Origin of the sequence: Vannielia litorea (genome assembly GCF_900142295.1) — a bacterium.
Lineage (GTDB): Bacteria > Pseudomonadota > Alphaproteobacteria > Rhodobacterales > Rhodobacteraceae > Vannielia > Vannielia litorea.
The window spans coordinates 357372-373684 of record NZ_FSRL01000002.1 but is presented as its reverse complement, the minus strand read 5'-3'; the positions used below and the strand labels follow the sequence as shown (position 1 = coordinate 373684).

The following is a 16313-nucleotide window of genomic DNA, read 5'->3' as shown; positions in this document are numbered from 1 at the left end:
GTCAAAGGCCGGAAACCCGTCCGACCGCGCCGTCATCGCAACGTCACCCGGCTTCGGCCACAGCGCCTTGCGGTCCGACCCGCGCCGCACCCAGCCTCGGGTGCAGCTGCCCCGCCAGTGCCCAGGCCCCCAGCAGAGCTGCCCCGCCAGCCCAAAAGACCCCCGCCACCGGAGCAGCCAACAGCACCAGCCAGGCCGCGCCGGGGGTGAGAATGCCCGACACATCCCGGAAGCTCGCATAGATCGCCGACATCTCGGTGCGTTCCGAAGGCTTCACCGCCAGCAGAAACGGCAGGCCCGCACTGACATCCAGCAGGATCAGAAAACAGGCCCCCGCCAACAGGCAGAGCACGGCGGCATGGGGCAGCGCCTGCACCGCGCCCGCGAGGCAAAACAGCAGCCCGGCCATGGCGAACCCGGTGCGCACCGTCCTGCGCACCGAGCGGCGCTGCATGTAGCGCAGCATCAGGGGCGCGAGGAACAGCGCCGCATTGGACGCCGAGAGCGCAAACCCGCCCAGCCTTGGCCCCAGGCCTGCCTCCACGGCAAAGATCGGCAGGTACACCACGTAGACCCACCAGCCGCAGGAGCGGATCACCGCAAAGAGCCAGCCCGCCACCAGACGCGGCTGCCCCAGAAAGCGGGCGAGGTAGCCGAAGGGGTTGGCCTCCGGCCCCCGGCTGCGGGTGATGAGCCGCCCGTTGCCCAGCCGCATCACGAGGAACACCGCAAGCATCCCCAGCGCCGCGCAGGCCGAGACGATGAAGGGCGCAGGCGCCCAGACCTCGCGCAGCGTGACCCCGGCGACCGGGCCAACGGTCCATCCCAGCGCCGAGTAGAAAAGCCGAGAGGTCTCGAGCTGCCCCAGCTCCACCCGGGCGATGTAGTCGAGCACATAGGCGTTGAAGCAGACAAAGCAGGTGACGGTTGCGCAGGTCACCAGCGCAAGGCCCGCGCAAACGGCAAGCGGTACGCCGGTGGCGGCGGTCAGCGCCCCTGCCGCGAACATCAAGCAGCCCGTGGCATAGACAAAGCGGCGCGGGATGAAGCGGATCACCGAGGGCACCAGAAGCCCGGTGAGAAGCGAGGCCACCCCGATTGCAAAGTAGACTGCCGACACCAGCCGCGCGTCACCAAGCGCCGTGTACATCGCCAGCGGAAAGACCGAGATCAGCATGCCCCGCGCCACCGCCTCGGTGCCCGCCAGCACGGCAAAACCGCGCACGCCGGGGGTGGGGGCGTGGCGGAGCCACTCGGGGATTCGTCTTTCGTGCATTCCGGCCTGCCTCTCGTGGCCCATTCGCCACAAACCCGCGCTCCCCGCGCCTCCGATAGCGACCCCATGTCGTTTTCGTGCCGTGCTCCGCATGGCCTCCGACCTTGACCGCCCCGCGCCGCTGGGGCATCCCGGCGGTCATGCTGATCTACAAGATCTTCCGCCGCCCCGAATGGGATGCCTTCCGCAACGCCGGCCTCACCGACGGCGCGCCGATCGACGTGGCCGATGGCTACATCCACTTCTCGACCGCCGCGCAGGTCGTCGAGACAGCGGCCAAGCACTTCGCCACCGAGAGCGACCTCGTGCTGGTCGCCTTCGACCCCGATACGCTGGGCGCGGCCCTGAAGTGGGAGCCCTCGCGCGGCGGCGCGCTCTTTCCGCATCTCTACAGGCGGCTGGCGCTGTCGGAGGTGGTCTGGGACAAGTCCCTGCCGCTGGGCCAGGCGGGCCATATCTTTCCCGAAGGCCTGTTGTGAGCCTCGTCGAGCAACTGGGCCTCGCGGCGCTGCGCAGGCTCGACCCTGAGCGGGCCCACGGCCTCGCCCTCAGGGCCCTGCACACGCCTTTCGTCCCCTTGCCCGGCCCGGTCACCTCGTCGCGCCTTGCCAGCGAGATCGCGGGCCTTGCGCTGCCCAACCCGGTGGGCCTTGCCGCGGGCTTTGACAAGAACGGCACCGCAATGCACCCGCTCGCCCGTGCGGGCTTCGGCTTCATCGAGCTCGGCGCCATCACCCCGCGCCCCCAGCCCGGCAACCCCAGGCCCCGCCTCTTCCGGCTGACGGAGGACCGCGCCGCCATCAACCGCTTCGGGTTCAACAACGAGGGGATGGAGGCCATGGCCGCCCGCCTCGCCACCCGTCCGCAGGGCCTTGCCATCGGGCTCAACCTTGGTGCCAACAAGGACAGCGCCGACCGCGCCTCCGATTTTGCCACCGTTCTCAGCCGCTGCGGCGCCCATCTGGATTTCGCCACCGTCAACGTGAGCAGCCCGAATACCGAGAGACTCCGCGATCTTCAGGGCGCCGACGCGCTGACTGCCCTGCTGAACGGGGTCATGGCCGCCCGCAATGCGCTGGCCCGGCCGATTCCGGTGTTCCTCAAGATCGCGCCCGACCTGGACGCGCAGGAGATCGCCGATATCGCCCTCGTCGCCCGCACCACCGGGATCGACGCGATCATCGCCACCAACACAACGCTGGACCGCGCAGACCTTCAGAGCCCCCACGCGGGAGAGCAGGGCGGGCTATCCGGTGCGCCGCTCTTCGAGAGATCCACGCGCGTGCTGGCCGCGCTCTCCAAGGCGACCGAAGGCAGCATCCCCCTCATCGGCGTGGGCGGAATCGCCTCGGCCGAGCAGGCCTTCGCCAAGATCACCGCAGGCGCCTCCGCGGTGCAGCTCTACACCGCCCTCGTCTACGGCGGCCTCAGCCTGGCCGCCCGCATCGCCCGCGATCTCGACACGCTGCTTGCCTCGAAGGGATATACCCATATCTCTCAGGCCACAGGCACCAACAGGGAGGCGTGGCTATGAGCAACCCGATCATCTGGCACAATCCGCGCTGCTCCAAGTCCCGCGAGACCCTGAAGCTGCTGGAGGAGCGGGGCTATACCCCCCAGGTCCGCCTCTACCTCGAAAACCCGCCCGACCCGGCCGAGCTGGAGCATACCTGCCGCCTTCTGGGAGTGGCCCCGATCACGCTGATCCGCCGCAAGGAAGAGCCCGCCAGGGCGCTGACCGACGACATGCCCGCCGACATGCTCTTCGCCGCAATGGCCGCCGACCCGATCATGATCGAGCGGCCCATCGTCTTTCACAACGGCAAGGCCGCCATTGGCCGCCCGCCGGAAGACGTGCTCGCGATCCTCGACTGAACCGGCGGCGCGCGGCCCTAGGTCGCGCGCAGCGCATCACGCTCCAGCGCCGGATAGCGCCAGCCCATGAACAGGCCGCGTGCGGCGAAACTCACCAGCAGCGCCGCCCAGACGCCGTGGTTGCCCAGCAACGGCAGCAGCGTGGCCAGGGCGGCGCCGTAGCAGATCAGCGACAGGAACATCAGGTTGCGCATGTCCCGGCTGCGTGTGGCCCCGATGTAGATACCGTCCAGCATCCAGGCAGCCGCACCGACGAAGGGGGCGAGCACCATCCAGACCAGATGCGCCCTCGCCGCCTCGCGCACGCCGGGCGCGGTCGTCATCACGTCCACCAGCAGCGGCCCGAAGGCGAGAAACGCGAGCCCCAGCAGCGCCCCCGTGCCGCCGCCCCAGAGGCTGGTCATCACCGCGCCGCGCCGCACCTCCGCCGGGCTCCTGCGCCCGTAGGCCTGCCCCACGAAGACCTCCGCGGCAAAGGCAAAACCGTCGAGCGCATAGGCGGTGATGTAGAGAAACTGCAGCAGGATCTGGTTGGCGGCGAGCTTGACGTCGCCGAAGCGCGCACCGAGAAACAGGAAGGAGACGAAGATCACCTCGAGCATCAGCGTGCGCAGCAGGATGTTGGTGTTCACATCCGCCATGTGCATCAGCCGGGCCGTGTCGAAGATCAGCGCCCGGTTGTTCCAATGCCCTCCCATGAAGGCCGTACGGCACAGCCAGAGCCCAAGCGCCGCTCCCGACCATTCGGCAAGGAAGGTCGCAAAGGCCACGCCGTTCACCCCCCAGCCAAGGCCGAGAACGAAGGCGAAGTCGAGCGCGATGTTGCTGAGGTTCATCCACAGCTGGATCACGAGCACGGCCTGGGTGCGCTCCTTGGCGATGAGCCAGCCGGTGAGGCCGTAAACCGCGATCGCCGCAGGCGCCGACCAGACCCGGATCGCCATGTAGCCACGCGCGGCGTCCTCCACCTCGGCGCTTGCCGGCGAGAGCAGGAACGCGCCGGCAAAGATCGGCCATTGCAGCACGATCAGCGCCGCACCGCCCGCCGCCGCGATGAGCAGGGCCCGCACCAGCAGCGCCGAAACCTCCGCCGCGTCCCCGGCGCCTTCGGCCTGGCTCGTCAGGCCCACGGTGCCCATCCGCAGGAAGCCGAAGATCCAGTAGATCGCGGTGAGAATGATCGCCCCGATCCCGACAGCGCCGATCGGCACCGGGTCGCCGAGCTGTCCGACCACGCCGGTATCCACCGCGCCAAGGATCGGCACCGTCGCGTTGGAGATGACGATGGGCACCGCGATCTTCAGGATCCGGCGGTGGGTCACCGGTTTGGCCACCCCGGCCGGCAGTGGCGTCACGCCCCTAGTCCGTCTTCTGCTGCGGCATCAGGAAGTGCCCGGTGGCCTGCGCGAAGGGCCGGTGCACATTGTCCTGCCAGGCCTCCACATGCACGCTCGCATAGCGCCGCCCCGAGCGATTGACCCGCGCTCGGGCATAGGCGTCGCGCGGCAGGCCGGCGCGCAGGTAGTCGACCGAGAAATCAATCGTCTTCGGCAGGCGCGGCTGTCCCTCGGCGGCAAGGCGCTGCGGATCGACAGCGCGGCCCTCGATCTGGCTCCAGAGCTCCTGCCACGCAAGCTGCACCACTGCGGCCACTTCCAGAAATCCCGCCGTCGCCCCGCCGTGAAGCGCGGGCAGCATCGGGTTGCCGATCAGCTTGGGGTCGTAGGGCAGCACCGCCGTCAGCTCGTCGCCCTTCCGGTCGAAACGGATGCCGAGAAACCGGACGAAGGCGATGCCTCCCACCAGCCTCGTGAGCGCCGTGTCGCGGCGTTCCTTGATAACCTGCACCGGCTCCGGCTTCTTCATTGCCCCAGCTCCTTCTGCCGTTCCGCGAGGGCCTGCATCGCCGCCTGCATCTCTTCGGTCGTGCGGGGCGCCCGCATGTGGCCATAGGTGAAGGCCCCGGCAGCGGTGGCCACCGGCTTGGCGTCATCCTCGTCCCAGGCCGTGGTGCGCACAAAAACGACCGTCCGCGTGATGTGATAGCACTCCGCCGCAGCCGTCACCCGCTGGCCCGGCGTCGCGGCGCGCATGTAGTCGATCCGCAGGTCGAGCGTAGCCGTGCCCAGCCCCTCCGGCAGGGTCATCACGGCGGTGCCGCTGGTGGTGTCCATCAAGGCAGAGATCGCCCCGCCATGCAGCACCGCGCCATCCCCCGTGAGGGCCTCGTCGTATGGCATCGAAATGGTGACCTGCCCTTCCGACACGGCCTCTGCCGTCATGCCCAGGGCACGCGAATAGGGCAGCGCGTCGATGAAGGACTGCACCCAGTCCACGCTGAAATCGCTCATCAAGGAGGTTCCCTTCTGTCTTCCGCTCCACTATCCGCGCGCCGCGAGCCACCCGCAACCCTGCATGATTGATAAGCCGGTGCCTCTCATTTAGGCTGGACCCGAGTGGGGAAGTCAGGACAGGGAGCCATCGCCCATGGCCGAAACGAAGCCCGAACAGCGGCTCAGTTTCAAGGAGATGTGTGCACGCTTCGACGTGACGCCACGGACTCTGCGCTATTACGAGTACATCGAACTCCTCGATCCCGAGAAGCAGGGCCGCTCGCGTTTCTACGGCCCGCGCGAGGTGGCGCGGATGACCCTGATCCTGCGGGGCCGCCGCTTCGGGTTTTCGCTCGAGAACATCCGCCAGTGGCTCGAGATGTACGAGAACGACGGCAACCGGCCCCAGCTCGAGATCTGGATCGAGCGCGCCGACCGCCAGCTCGAGGAGCTGGAGAGGCAGCGCGCCGAACTCGACTCGACCATCGCCGAGCTGCGCCAACTGCGCGACGAGACCGAAGCGTCACTCTCCTGAAAGGCGAATTACCGGGTGCGCCAAAGCCCACCACAATTTATCATGATAAATAGTTTCAGCTCCAATTTCAGAGGAACCCAAAGCGGTTTGGCGTCGAAAAAAGTTACTCGTTCCCCTGCGTAAACTTTCCGAAAGTTTTACCGGACGGTAAATGACGCAGCGTTCCAACTGCGGCAACGCACGCGATACTTGTATGCTGCCGTCGAACTCATCATCTCCCGCAGCGTTCAGCTAAAGACACTCTGGACCGCCACACGGGAGAAAGAAAAATGGAGAAGTACCTGACCATCCGCGAGATGTGCGACGCCTACCAGGTGACTGCGCGGACCCTGCGGTTCTACGAGGCCAAGGAGCTGCTGTTTCCGGTGCGTGAGGGGCAGAAACGTCTGTTCACCAAGCGCGACGAGGCTCGGCTGAAACTCATTCTGCGCGGCAAGCGCTTCGGGTTTTCGCTTGAGGGCATCCGCCAGCTTCTTGACCTGTACGACATGGAAAACGGCGAGCACCGTCAACTGGCGGCCTCGATCGACATGGCCGAGAAACGGGTGGCCGAGATGGAAGCGCAACGCGACGAATTGAACGTGGCCATCGAGGAGCTGAAGTCCCAGATCAACTGGGGTCAGAACGCCCTCGCAGCCAAGCAAGTGAAACAGGCGGCCGAATAACACGGGGCCGCAAGGGAGGAAACAGATGCCCACCTACACCGCGCCTACCAAGGACATGCAATTCATCCTGCACGATGTCCTCAAGGTCTCGCAGTCCGATATTCCCGGCTACAGCGAACTTGAAGCCGATTTCACCGGCGCGGTGCTGGAGGAGGCAGGCAAGCTGGCCTCCGAGGTTCTGGCTCCTCTCAACCCCGTGGGCGATCAGCAGGGCTGCAAGCTCGAAAACGGCGTGGTGCGCACGCCCGAGGGCTTCAAGGCCGCCTTCGAGCAGGTCAAGGAGGGCGGCTGGACCGGCCTCGACCTTCCCGAGGAGTTCGGCGGCCAGGGGATGCCCTATCTGATGGGCACCGCCGTCGGCGAGATGTTCTCTGCAGCGAACCAGTCGTTCACGATGTACCAAGGCCTGACGCACGGAGCCGCCTCGGCGATCCTCGCCCACGGCACGGACGAGCAGAAGGCCAAGTGGCTGCCCAAGATGGTGAGCTGCGAGTGGACGGGCACGATGAACCTGACCGAGCCCCATTGCGGCACCGATCTGGGCCTGCTGCGCACCAAGGCCGAGCCCCAGGGCGACGGCAGTTACAAGATCACCGGCCAGAAGATCTTCATCTCGGCCGGCGAGCACGACATGGCCGAGAACATCGTGCATCTGGTGCTGGCAAAGATCCCCGGCGGCCCCGATGGCGTGAAGGGTATTTCGCTGTTTATCGTTCCCAAGTTCCTCGTCGATGACGAGGGCAAGATGGGCGCCCGCAACGGCGTGAGCTGCGGCAAGCTCGAAGAGAAGATGGGCATCCACGGCAACGCCACCTGCGTCATGAACTACGACGCGGCGGAGGGCTACCTGCTCGGCACCGAGCACAAGGGCATGCGCGCCATGTTCACCATGATGAACGAGGCGAGACTCGGCGTCGGCATGCAGGGCCTGGCCCAGGCCGCCATCGCCTACGAGAACGCGCTGGCCTATGCCAAGGACCGGCTCCAGGGCCGCGACGTGACCGGGGTGAAAAACCCCGACGGTCCCGCCGATCCGCTGATCGTGCATCCCGACATCCGCCGCAACCTGATGGACCAGAAGAGCTTTGTCGAAGGCGCCCGCGCCTTCCTGTTCTGGGGTGCGCACCTGATCGACAAGTCGCACCGCGCCGGTGACGAGGAGGCCGAAGGGCTGATCTCGCTGCTCACCCCGGTATTGAAGGGCTTCCTCACCGACCAGGGCTTCGACATGGCGGTGCAGGCCCAGCAGGTCTACGGCGGCCACGGCTACATCGAGGAATGGGGCATGTCGCAATACGTCCGCGATGCCCGGATCACCCAGATCTACGAAGGCGCCAACGGCGTTCAGGCACTCGACCTGGTCGGCCGCAAGCTGGCGCAGGACGGCGGCAAGCACGTGATGGCTTTCTTCGATCTGGTGAAAGGCTTCATCAAGGAGAACGAGGGCAACCTCGAGCTGAAATCGGGCTTCCTCGAGCCGCTGAAGCAAGCCTCCAAGGATCTTCAGGCCGCCGGGATGTTCTTCATGCAGAACGGCATGAAAAACCCCAATGCGGCGCTGGCCGGGTCGTATGACTTCATGCACCTCTTCGGCCACACCTGCCTCGGGCTGATCTGGTCGATGATGGCCAAGGCCTCGCTCGAAGCTCTGGAGTCGGGTACCTCCGACCCCGACTTCCACAAGACCAAGCTGGCCACCGGGCGCTACTACATGGCCCGCCGCCTGCCCGCGACCGCGATGCACCTCAAGCGCATCGAGAGCGGCGCCGAGCCGGTGATGGACCTCGCGGCAGAGGCGTTCTAACCTCGCGGTCAACCAAGGGGCGGGACAAGTCCCGCCCTCCGACCGCGAGAGAAGACATGGCCCACAAGCTCCGCCTGACCCGCAAGCATCAGGTCGCCCTGACCGAAACGGCTCACCGCAACCTCAAGCGGTTCTGCGACGAGAGCGGCCTTTCTCCCGATCACGCGCTCACCTTCCTCTTCGAGAACGCCTCCTCGGTGTTCCACGAAGAGACGCTTCCCCACCGCCTTCGCGCCTTCAAGGCCGCTCTGGCCGCCCAGGAGACATGATGCACCCCGCGCTGGCCCCCTGGCCGGGCAACGTCCCCCTTCCCGCGGCCACGCCGCCCGAGGCCGCCCTGGCCATCTCACGGGGCCGCCCCTGCAAGGGCAAATGGTGCGCCACCACGCTGATTCACGGCCCGAAGGACGGGAGCATCCTCCTTCGCACCCGCCTCAACGCCACGACCCTCGAGCGCCTCTCGGCCTGAGCCAGGCCAAAACAACGTGACGTCGCCCTTGCCGCGCAGGTCAACTCGTGGACTCTATGCGCCAAGAGGGAGGAACGGACAGGCTGAAACGGAGCAGCCCTGCCCATCTTCTTGGTGCACAGACCGCAAGGTGCGGGGGCCTGCCCCCGCTCCGACACGAGCCAAGGGAGCCAACACATGACCATGAAGCTCTATTGCTTCGGCGAATCCGGCAATGCCTACAAGGCGGCCCTCGCGCTCGAGCTGTCAGGGCTCGCCTGGGAGCCGGTGTTCGTCGACTTCTTCAACGGCGCCGCCCGCACTCCGGAGTTTCGCGAGATCAACGAGATGGGCGAGGTGCCCGTGCTGATTGACGGCGACGAGACCATCACCCAGTCGGGCGCGATCCTGTTTCACATCGGCGAGAAGACCGGCCAGTTCATGGATGCCCCGCGCTCCGAGATCCTCCGCTGGATCCTCTGGGACGCCCAGAAGGGCACCGGCCAGCAAGGTCCGCTCCGCTTCCTGATGAACTTCCTGCCCGAGGACAAGCGCCCCAAGGAGGCCATCGGCTTCGTCAGCGGGCGCGTCCAGGCCGCGCTGAAGGTGCTGGAGGCCCACCTGACCGGCCGCGACTGGGTCGCCGGCGAGGCCTTCACCATCGCCGACATCGCCTGCTGCGGCTACCTCTACTACCCCGAACCCTTCGGCTTCGACCGAGCCGACTTCATCGCCATCGATGCCTGGCTCTCGCGCATCAGCGCCCTGCCCGGCTGGAAACACCCCTACGACCTGATGCCCGGCTCGCCCGCGGATCGGGCGTGACCGAATAACGGAGGACACCCCATGTCTGAAGCCTATATCTACGACGCTGTTCGCACCCCGCGCGGCAAGGGCCGCAAGGACGGCAGCCTGCACGAGGTCACCGCGATGACCCTTTCTGCGGGCGTGCTGAATGCCCTGAAAGAGCGCAACGGTCTGGAAGGCCACGCGGTGGAAGACGTGATCTGGGGCAATGCGACCCAGGTCAAGGAGCAGGGCGGCTGCCTGGCCCGCACCGCGGTGCTGGCCTCCGATCTCGACGAGCGCATCCCCGGCCTTTCGATCAACCGGTTCTGCGCGAGCGGATTGGAAGCCGTGAACCTCGCCGCCAATCAGGTGAAGGGCGGCGCGGGCGCGGGCTACATCGCGGGCGGCGTGGAGTGCATGAGCCGGGTGCCGATGGGCTCGGACGGGGCCGCCGTGGCCGTCGATCCCTCCGTCGCCATGAAGCACTATTTCGTCCCGCAGGGGATCAGCGCCGATATCATCGCCACCGAATACGGGTTCTCCCGCGATGACGCCGACGCGCTGGCCGTCGAGTCCCAGAACCGCGCCGCCGCCGCCTGGGCCGACAACCGCTTTGCGAAGACGATCGTGCCCGTGACCGACCAGAACGGCCTGACCATCCTTGCGACGGATGAATACATGCGCCCCGGCACCGACATGCAGGCGCTCGGCTCCCTCAACCCGTCCTTCAAGGACATGGGCGAGGTCATGCCCGGCTTCGACAAGATCGCGCTGATGAAATACCCGCACCTCGAGCGGATCAACCACATCCACCACGCCGGCAACAGCTCGGGCATCGTCGATGGCTCTGCGGGTGTGCTGATCGGCTCCAAGGCCTTCGGCGAGGCCCACGGGCTGAAGCCCCGTGCCCGCATCCGCGCGACCGCCAAGATCGGCACCGACCCGACCATCATGCTCACCGGCCCGGTGCCCGTGACCGAGAAGATCATGTCCGACAACGGCATGAAGGTGAGCGACATCGACCTCTTCGAGGTCAACGAGGCCTTCGCCGCCGTGGTCCTGCGCTTCATGCAGGCCTTCGACGTTGACCCGGCACAGGTCAACCCCAACGGCGGCGCCATCGCCATGGGTCACCCGCTCGGCGCGACCGGGGCGATCATCCTCGGCACCCTGCTCGACGAGCTGGAGCGGCAGGACAAGGAGCTCGGCCTCGCCACCCTCTGCGTCGCCTCCGGCATGGGCGCGGCCACGATCATCGAGCGCGTCTGAGGCCCTCTTGGACGCGTCCGGCACCATAGGCACCGACGAGGAGGCCCGCGCCATCAGCCAGCACCTGCTGGACGTGACCGGCGCGGCCTATCGCAACCGCGATTACGCCGCCTTCGCGTGCAACTTCGTCGTGCCCGGCGATGTGCACAGTTTCGGCGGCGTCCGGCTGGTGACGGATCTCGCCGACCTGCACGACCTCTTCACCGAAGTCATGGCCTATTTCGACCAGATCGGCCTGACCTCGCTGGAGCGCGATTGCGTCGCCGCCGAGTTCGACGGACCGGATACGGTGAAGGCCACACACGTCACTCGCATGATGTGCGGCAGCGCGCTGCTGTCTTCGCCCTTTCCTGCCTTCTCGTTGCTGCGACGGATCGAGGGGCGGTGGATGATCGCCTCCAGCCAATATGCCACCGATGACGAGCGCCTCGCCAAGGCGCTCGGCCGGAGCTGGGAGGACCGGCCATGCCAGTGATCTCGCACCAGACCGTGCGCCGCGACTCCGGCACCCCCGAGGCCATCGCCAGTCACGGGGCCTTTGAGGCGCGGCTCTACTCCGATACGGCGGGGCTCACCCAGTTCGGCGCCTTCATCGAGGAGCTGGCTCCGGGGTCGCGTTCCTCGAACCGCCACTGGCACGAGGAGCAGGACGAGTTTCTCTGGATGCTCTCAGGCGTCGCCACGCTGCACGAGAACCGCGGCAGCGTGACCCTCCGTCCCGGCGATGCCGTCGCCTGGCCCAAGGGCGTGGCCAATGCCCACTGCATCGAGAATGCAGGCGATGCCCCCTGCAGCTACCTCGTCGTCGGCAAGCGTGGCGGCGATGACGTGGTGCACTACCCCGACCAGGGCGAGAAAAAGCTGATCCCCGAAGGCGGCCCCCGTCAGATGCGGCCCGACGACATGCCAGCTCCCGCCGATCTGCCCAGCGCCGTGCTCGACCTCGGCGCCGCGCCGGTGAAGACCGGGTCGATCTACCCCGAGCCCTACGCCGCGATGATGGCGGGCCGCGCCTCGCTGCGGCTCGGGCAGATGGGCGGGCTGACCCAGTTCGGCGCCAATCTCGTCACCCTCCAGCCCGGCGCGCTCGCCTCGCTCCGGCACTGGCACGAGAACGAGGACGAGTTCCTGATCGTGACCGAGGGCGCTTTCGTGCTGGTCGACGATCAGGGCGCGCACCCGATGGGCCCCGGTGACGTGGCCGCCTTCCCGGCGGGCGACCCGAACGGCCATCACATGACCAACCGGAGCGAGGCCCCCGCCTCGTTCCTCGTGATCGGCACCAAGGCCCCCCGCGAGGTGGCCCACTATGCCGATCATGACCTCCGCATCGAAATCGAAAGCGGTAACGCCCGCTTCACCTATTCAGACGGCAGCCCGTGGGACGGGCCGCGCCAAGGGAGAACAACATGACCCAATTCACCAAGAGCATCGACGCCGACGGCGTGGCGACCCTCACCTGGGACACCCCCGGCAAGTCCATGAACGTGATGAACATGGAGGGGTTTCAAGAGCTTGACGCCCTGATCGACGACGTACTGGCCGATGACGCCGTGAAAGGCGTGATCCTGACCTCCGGCAAGGAGGGCAGCTTTGCCGGCGGCATGGACCTCAACATCATCGCCAGGATGAAGGAGAGCGCCGGCGACAACCCCGCCAAGGGCCTCTTCGACGGCATCATGGCGACCCACAAGATCCTGCGCAAACTCGAGCGCGGCGGGATGGACGACAAGAACAAGGGCGGCAAGCCCATCGTCGCCGCCCTGCCCGGCACCGCGCTGGGCATCGGCCTTGAGATCCCGCTGGCCTGCCACTACATCATCGCCGCCGACAACCCGAAGGCCAAGATCGGCCTGCCCGAGATCATGGTCGGCATCTTCCCCGGCATGGGCGGCACCACCCGGCTGAGCTGGAAGCTGGGCGCAATGGGCGCCTCGCCCCTGCTGCTCGAAGGCAAGCTGAACGACCCGAAGAAGGCCAAGGCCGCCGGTGTGGTCGATGAGGTCGTGGCCCCCGAAGAGCTGCTGACCCGCGCCAGGGAATGGGTGCTCTCCGAGCCCAAGATCGTGAAGCCCTGGGACGAGAAGGGCTACAAGATCCCCGGCGGCGAGCCCTATCACCCGGCAGGCTTCATGACCTTCGTCGGCGCTTCTGCAATGGTCAACGGCAACACCAAGGGCGTCTATCCGGCCGCCAAGGCGCTGCTGTCCTCGGTCTACGAAGGGATGCAGGTGCCCTTCGACACCGCGCTCCGGATCGAGGCGCGTTGGTTCGTCAACGTGCTGATGAACCCCTCCTCCGCCGCGATGATCCGCTCGCTCTTCATCAACAAGGAGGCGCTGGAAAAGGGCGCCAACCGACCCGATGTGGCCGACCAGAAGGTGCGCAAGGTGGGCGTGATCGGCGCGGGCATGATGGGCGCAGGCATCGCTCTGGTCTCGGCGCAGGCCGGCATCGAGGTGGTGCTGATCGACCAGAAGCAGGAGGCCGCCGACAAGGGCAAGTCCTACTCCGAGAGCTATCTCGACAAGGGCATCGCCCGGAAGAAGACCACACCGGAGAAGAAGGAAGAGGTGCTCTCGCGCATCACCGCGACCACCGACTACGCCGCACTGAAGGGCTGCGATCTGGTCGTGGAAGCCGTCTTCGAAGACGTGGGCGTGAAGGCCGCCGTGACCAGGGAGGTGCTGGCCGCCGTCGGCCCCGAGTGCATCTTCGCCACCAACACCTCCACCCTGCCGATCTCCGAGCTGGCCAAGGCCTCGGACAATCCCGAACAGTTCATCGGCATCCACTTCTTCTCGCCGGTCGAAAAGATGATGCTGGTTGAGATCATCAAGGGCGAGAAGACGGGCGATGTGGCCGTGGCCAAGGCGCTCGACTACGTCCGCCAGATCCGCAAGACGCCAATCGTGGTGAACGACGCCCGATTCTTCTATGCCAACCGCTGCATCATCCCCTACATCAACGAGGGAATCCGCATGGTGAAGGAGGGCGTGGAGCCCGCGCTGGTGGAGAACGCCGCCAAGCTGGTGGGCATGCCGCTCGGCCCGCTGCAACTGGTCGATGAAACCTCGATCGATCTCGGCGTGAAGATCGCCAAGGCCACCCGCGCCGCGATGGGCGATGCCTACCCCGACGGCGCCGTGGACGAGGTGCTGTTCTGGATGGCCGACGAGGGCCGCTTGGGACGCAAGTCCAACGCCGGATTCTACACCTACGACGAGAAGGGCAAGCGCGGCCTGCTCTGGGAGGGGCTGGAGGCAAAGTATCCGGTGGACGATGAGCAGCCCGACCTCAGCGAAGTCCAGCACCGCCTGCTCTTCGCGCAGGTACTCGAGGCCGTGCGGGCGCTGGAAGAGGGCGTGCTGGAAGACATCCGCGAGGGCGACGTGGGCGCGATCCTCGGCTGGGGCTTCGCGCCCTGGTCGGGCGGGCCGTTCAGCTGGCTGGATATCCTGGGCGCAGAGCGCGCCGTGGAGCTGACCGAGGCCCTGACGGCCAAGTTCGGCGACCGCTTCGCCACACCGGGCCTGCTGCGCGAGATCGCAGCCTCCGGCGGCAGCTTCTACGACCGCTTCGGCACCGGAGCAGACGCCAAGGCAGCGTGAGGTGAGGCACCCACCACCCTGAAACCACAAGGAACCCCGGCGGAGATCTGTCTCGCCGGGGTTTTTCTTTCAGCGGCCCAATGCCGGACGGGATCGAAAGATCGCTGGGGCGGGCCATCCCTGGCCCGCGATCCCGGCAATCGAGTCAGGCCGCCTTGCGAGCAGCGGCGGGCACGTCACGGGCGGCCTGCTCCGCGACCATGCAGCTCGCCAGAAGCCTTGCATCGTCGAGCGACAACACCTGGTAGGCGCTGCTTGCCGTCCCGTTGAACTCTTCGCTCAGCACGGCCGCCATGCCGATCGGCGCCCCGGCCGCGCCGGTCGGGCAGAAGATCAGCGCGGAGCCCTCGACAAAGATCACCTGGTCCTCGGCAAAGCTGATCGAGACAACCTCGACCTCGCGCGCCGGGCGGATCCGCTCGACGCCGGGCATGTCGATGAGCGCCAGCGCGGGGATGAGGGCGAAGGGGTCGTCAAACATGTCCTCGGCGGCGTCGCTCTCGATCACCACGGTCTCCTCGGGCATCAACGCCAGATCGCGGCGGTTGCCCATCACCCCGGCGGGAACCCGGATCGGCCACATCGGCCGGGGGCACTCTGCCTCGCCGGTCCACAGCCGCGCCCGGCTCATGCCGGTGATCCGCTGCATCCCGCCGTCGAAGGTCATGACCTCATCGCCCACCATGAGCGCCTCGACCGGGCGCCAACCCATCGAGGTGGCCACCAGCGTGCCTGCCACGATCCCGTGCCCCGCGCCGCGCGCGTCCCGGCGGCGATCCCCCGCGGGCCGGCTCCCGGTGATGCCCAAATCGCTCGTTTTCCATCCCATGAACATGCGAACCATCCCTTGTTGCGGAACCTTCCTGGCAGCTGCGGTTCCGGTGGCAGCAAGGTCAGTTGGGGTGATTCCCTAGCCTTCAATCAGACTGGAAGCGGGCCAAAATGGGGCAGTGTTTCGGCAGGGGTTACAATTCGACGGGTCTCAAAAAATTGATTCAGATGCTCTCCGCAATCTGCCAATCCCCTTCATTCAGGCCCAAAGCGATAGCCGAAGCGGGCTATGTCCTTCGCTGCAAGCTCGGCCACGGCGGCCTTGCTGGCTTCGCTGTAGCCCCCCCGCCAGTCGGCATCCCGGGCGCTCCGGTTCACATGCGGCAGGGGTGCGAGGGCGAAGCCCAGGTGCGCCTCCAGGGGCGCGATATCCTCCTCGATATGTTCCAACCGCAGGAACAATCGGCAGTGCTCCGCACCGGAGGGCAGGCACACATAGCTGCCATAATCTGCCGCCCCGAGGCTGGCCCGCGTGTGCGGATGCGCCACGAAGTCCTCAAACTCCGTCCGCCGTGCAAGCAGCACCGCCGGGTGGTCGAAGCTCTGCGCCCGCAGCCAGTGATAATAGCTCACCATCCGCGCCCAGGGGTTGCGGACGAGGGTGAAGACAAACAGCCGCCGCATCTCCTCCTCCTCCACGAGCCCCGGCAGGTCCCTGAGGCGGGAGTGCTTCCAGAGCCGCCCGGCGGTTGTCACCTCCTTCACCCGCCTGCGCCGCTTCAGCGCCTTGGGCGTATCTCCCAGCATCACGTCATCCGCCATCGCGCGCGCCTCCAGCGCCAGCGCCATCGAGGTGCCGCCGGTCTTGGGGATATGAATGAAAAGGTAGCCGCGCCCGCGTGAAAGGATCATGCGGCGACCCTATCCGCGCGCCCCG

At 66.8% G+C, this 16313-nt stretch carries 19 protein-coding genes; 13 read left to right on the top strand and 6 right to left on the bottom strand.

From position 1 onward, the window contains the following. Window positions 1-43 precede the first annotated feature (43 nt). Window positions 44-1276 carry an MFS transporter gene (locus BUR94_RS19800; RefSeq protein WP_074258264.1) on the bottom strand — a complete coding sequence of 411 codons (1233 nt, stop codon included), beginning with the start codon at window positions 1274-1276 and terminating at the stop codon, window positions 44-46. A 140-nt stretch (window positions 1277-1416) separates the two neighbouring features. Between BUR94_RS19800 and BUR94_RS19795 the strand changes: the two genes are divergently transcribed. The 3 genes from BUR94_RS19795 to arsC are packed head-to-tail and all read left to right on the top strand — an operon-like array spanning window position 1417 to window position 3151. After that, a complete protein-coding gene (locus BUR94_RS19795; RefSeq protein WP_074258263.1) occupies window positions 1417-1755 on the top strand; it encodes a DUF952 domain-containing protein in 339 nt (112 codons plus the stop codon). Further along, window positions 1752-2810, top strand: coding sequence for a quinone-dependent dihydroorotate dehydrogenase (locus BUR94_RS19790; RefSeq protein WP_074258150.1), 1059 nt, complete (start codon window positions 1752-1754; stop codon window positions 2808-2810). The genes BUR94_RS19795 and BUR94_RS19790 overlap by 4 nt, the downstream gene beginning before the upstream one ends. Next, complete coding sequence (gene arsC / locus BUR94_RS19785; protein ID WP_074258149.1) at window positions 2807-3151, top strand: arsenate reductase (glutaredoxin); 345 nt, start codon at window positions 2807-2809, stop codon at window positions 3149-3151. The genes BUR94_RS19790 and arsC overlap by 4 nt, the downstream gene beginning before the upstream one ends. Before the next feature lie 17 nt (window positions 3152-3168). Here the strand turns inward: arsC and BUR94_RS19780 are convergent, their stop codons facing one another. From BUR94_RS19780 to BUR94_RS19770, 3 genes are read right to left on the bottom strand one after another with little or no spacing between them, the layout of a single operon-like run. Continuing rightward, window positions 3169-4506, bottom strand: coding sequence for an MATE family efflux transporter (locus BUR94_RS19780; protein ID WP_245794655.1), 1338 nt, complete (start codon window positions 4504-4506; stop codon window positions 3169-3171). A gap of 4 nt (window positions 4507-4510) precedes the next feature. Further along, a complete protein-coding gene (locus tag BUR94_RS19775) occupies window positions 4511-5017 on the bottom strand; it encodes a PaaI family thioesterase (protein WP_074258148.1) in 507 nt (168 codons plus the stop codon). Further along, window positions 5014-5502, bottom strand: a complete 489-nt coding sequence (locus BUR94_RS19770; protein ID WP_074258147.1) for a PaaI family thioesterase — start codon at window positions 5500-5502, stop codon at window positions 5014-5016. Before BUR94_RS19770 ends, BUR94_RS19775 begins: the two co-directional genes overlap by 4 nt. 136 nt (window positions 5503-5638) lie before the next feature. Here BUR94_RS19770 and BUR94_RS19765 point away from each other — a divergent pair, with 136 nt between their 5' ends. From BUR94_RS19765 to BUR94_RS19715, 10 genes are all read left to right on the top strand, one after another. Next, window positions 5639-6019, top strand: a complete 381-nt coding sequence (locus tag BUR94_RS19765; RefSeq protein WP_074258146.1) for a MerR family transcriptional regulator — start codon at window positions 5639-5641, stop codon at window positions 6017-6019. A gap of 269 nt (window positions 6020-6288) precedes the next feature. Then, window positions 6289-6684, top strand: a complete 396-nt coding sequence (locus BUR94_RS19760) for a MerR family transcriptional regulator (RefSeq protein WP_074258145.1) — start codon at window positions 6289-6291, stop codon at window positions 6682-6684. A 25-nt stretch (window positions 6685-6709) separates the two neighbouring features. Next, a complete protein-coding gene (locus BUR94_RS19755) occupies window positions 6710-8488 on the top strand; it encodes an acyl-CoA dehydrogenase C-terminal domain-containing protein (protein WP_074258144.1) in 1779 nt (592 codons plus the stop codon). 56 nt (window positions 8489-8544) lie between these two features. Continuing rightward, a complete protein-coding gene (locus BUR94_RS19750) occupies window positions 8545-8757 on the top strand; it encodes a hypothetical protein (RefSeq protein ID WP_074258143.1) in 213 nt (70 codons plus the stop codon). Beyond that, window positions 8754-8957 (top strand): hypothetical protein, encoded by a 204-nt coding sequence (locus BUR94_RS19745; RefSeq protein WP_139301368.1) that lies wholly within the window; start codon window positions 8754-8756, stop codon window positions 8955-8957. The genes BUR94_RS19750 and BUR94_RS19745 overlap by 4 nt, the downstream gene beginning before the upstream one ends. 177 nt (window positions 8958-9134) lie before the next feature. After that, on the top strand, window positions 9135-9761 hold the full coding sequence (locus BUR94_RS19740; protein ID WP_074258141.1) for a glutathione S-transferase family protein: 627 nt from the start codon (window positions 9135-9137) through the stop codon (window positions 9759-9761). A 21-nt stretch (window positions 9762-9782) separates the two neighbouring features. Further along, on the top strand, window positions 9783-10994 hold the full coding sequence (locus BUR94_RS19735; RefSeq protein WP_074258140.1) for an acetyl-CoA C-acetyltransferase: 1212 nt from the start codon (window positions 9783-9785) through the stop codon (window positions 10992-10994). Window positions 10995-11001: 7 nt separating this feature from the next. After that, window positions 11002-11469: a hypothetical protein gene (locus BUR94_RS19730; protein WP_074258139.1), complete on the top strand. Its 468-nt coding sequence runs from the start codon at window positions 11002-11004 to the stop codon at window positions 11467-11469. Next, window positions 11460-12407 carry a cupin domain-containing protein gene (locus BUR94_RS21110; RefSeq protein WP_084193219.1) on the top strand — a complete coding sequence of 316 codons (948 nt, stop codon included), beginning with the start codon at window positions 11460-11462 and terminating at the stop codon, window positions 12405-12407. Before BUR94_RS19730 ends, BUR94_RS21110 begins: the two co-directional genes overlap by 10 nt. Next, the gene (locus BUR94_RS19715; protein WP_074258138.1) at window positions 12404-14605 is read left to right on the top strand and encodes a 3-hydroxyacyl-CoA dehydrogenase NAD-binding domain-containing protein; all 2202 of its coding nucleotides are present in this window, start codon (window positions 12404-12406) and stop codon (window positions 14603-14605) included. Before BUR94_RS21110 ends, BUR94_RS19715 begins: the two co-directional genes overlap by 4 nt. A 145-nt stretch (window positions 14606-14750) precedes the next feature. Here BUR94_RS19715 and BUR94_RS19710 read toward each other — a convergent pair whose 3' ends face one another. Next, entirely contained in the window at window positions 14751-15434 is a 684-nt protein-coding gene (locus tag BUR94_RS19710; RefSeq protein ID WP_175570508.1) for a Hint domain-containing protein, read from the bottom strand. A gap of 197 nt (window positions 15435-15631) precedes the next feature. Further along, a complete protein-coding gene (locus BUR94_RS19705) occupies window positions 15632-16288 on the bottom strand; it encodes a sulfotransferase family 2 domain-containing protein (protein WP_074258136.1) in 657 nt (218 codons plus the stop codon). Window positions 16289-16313 lie beyond the last annotated feature (25 nt).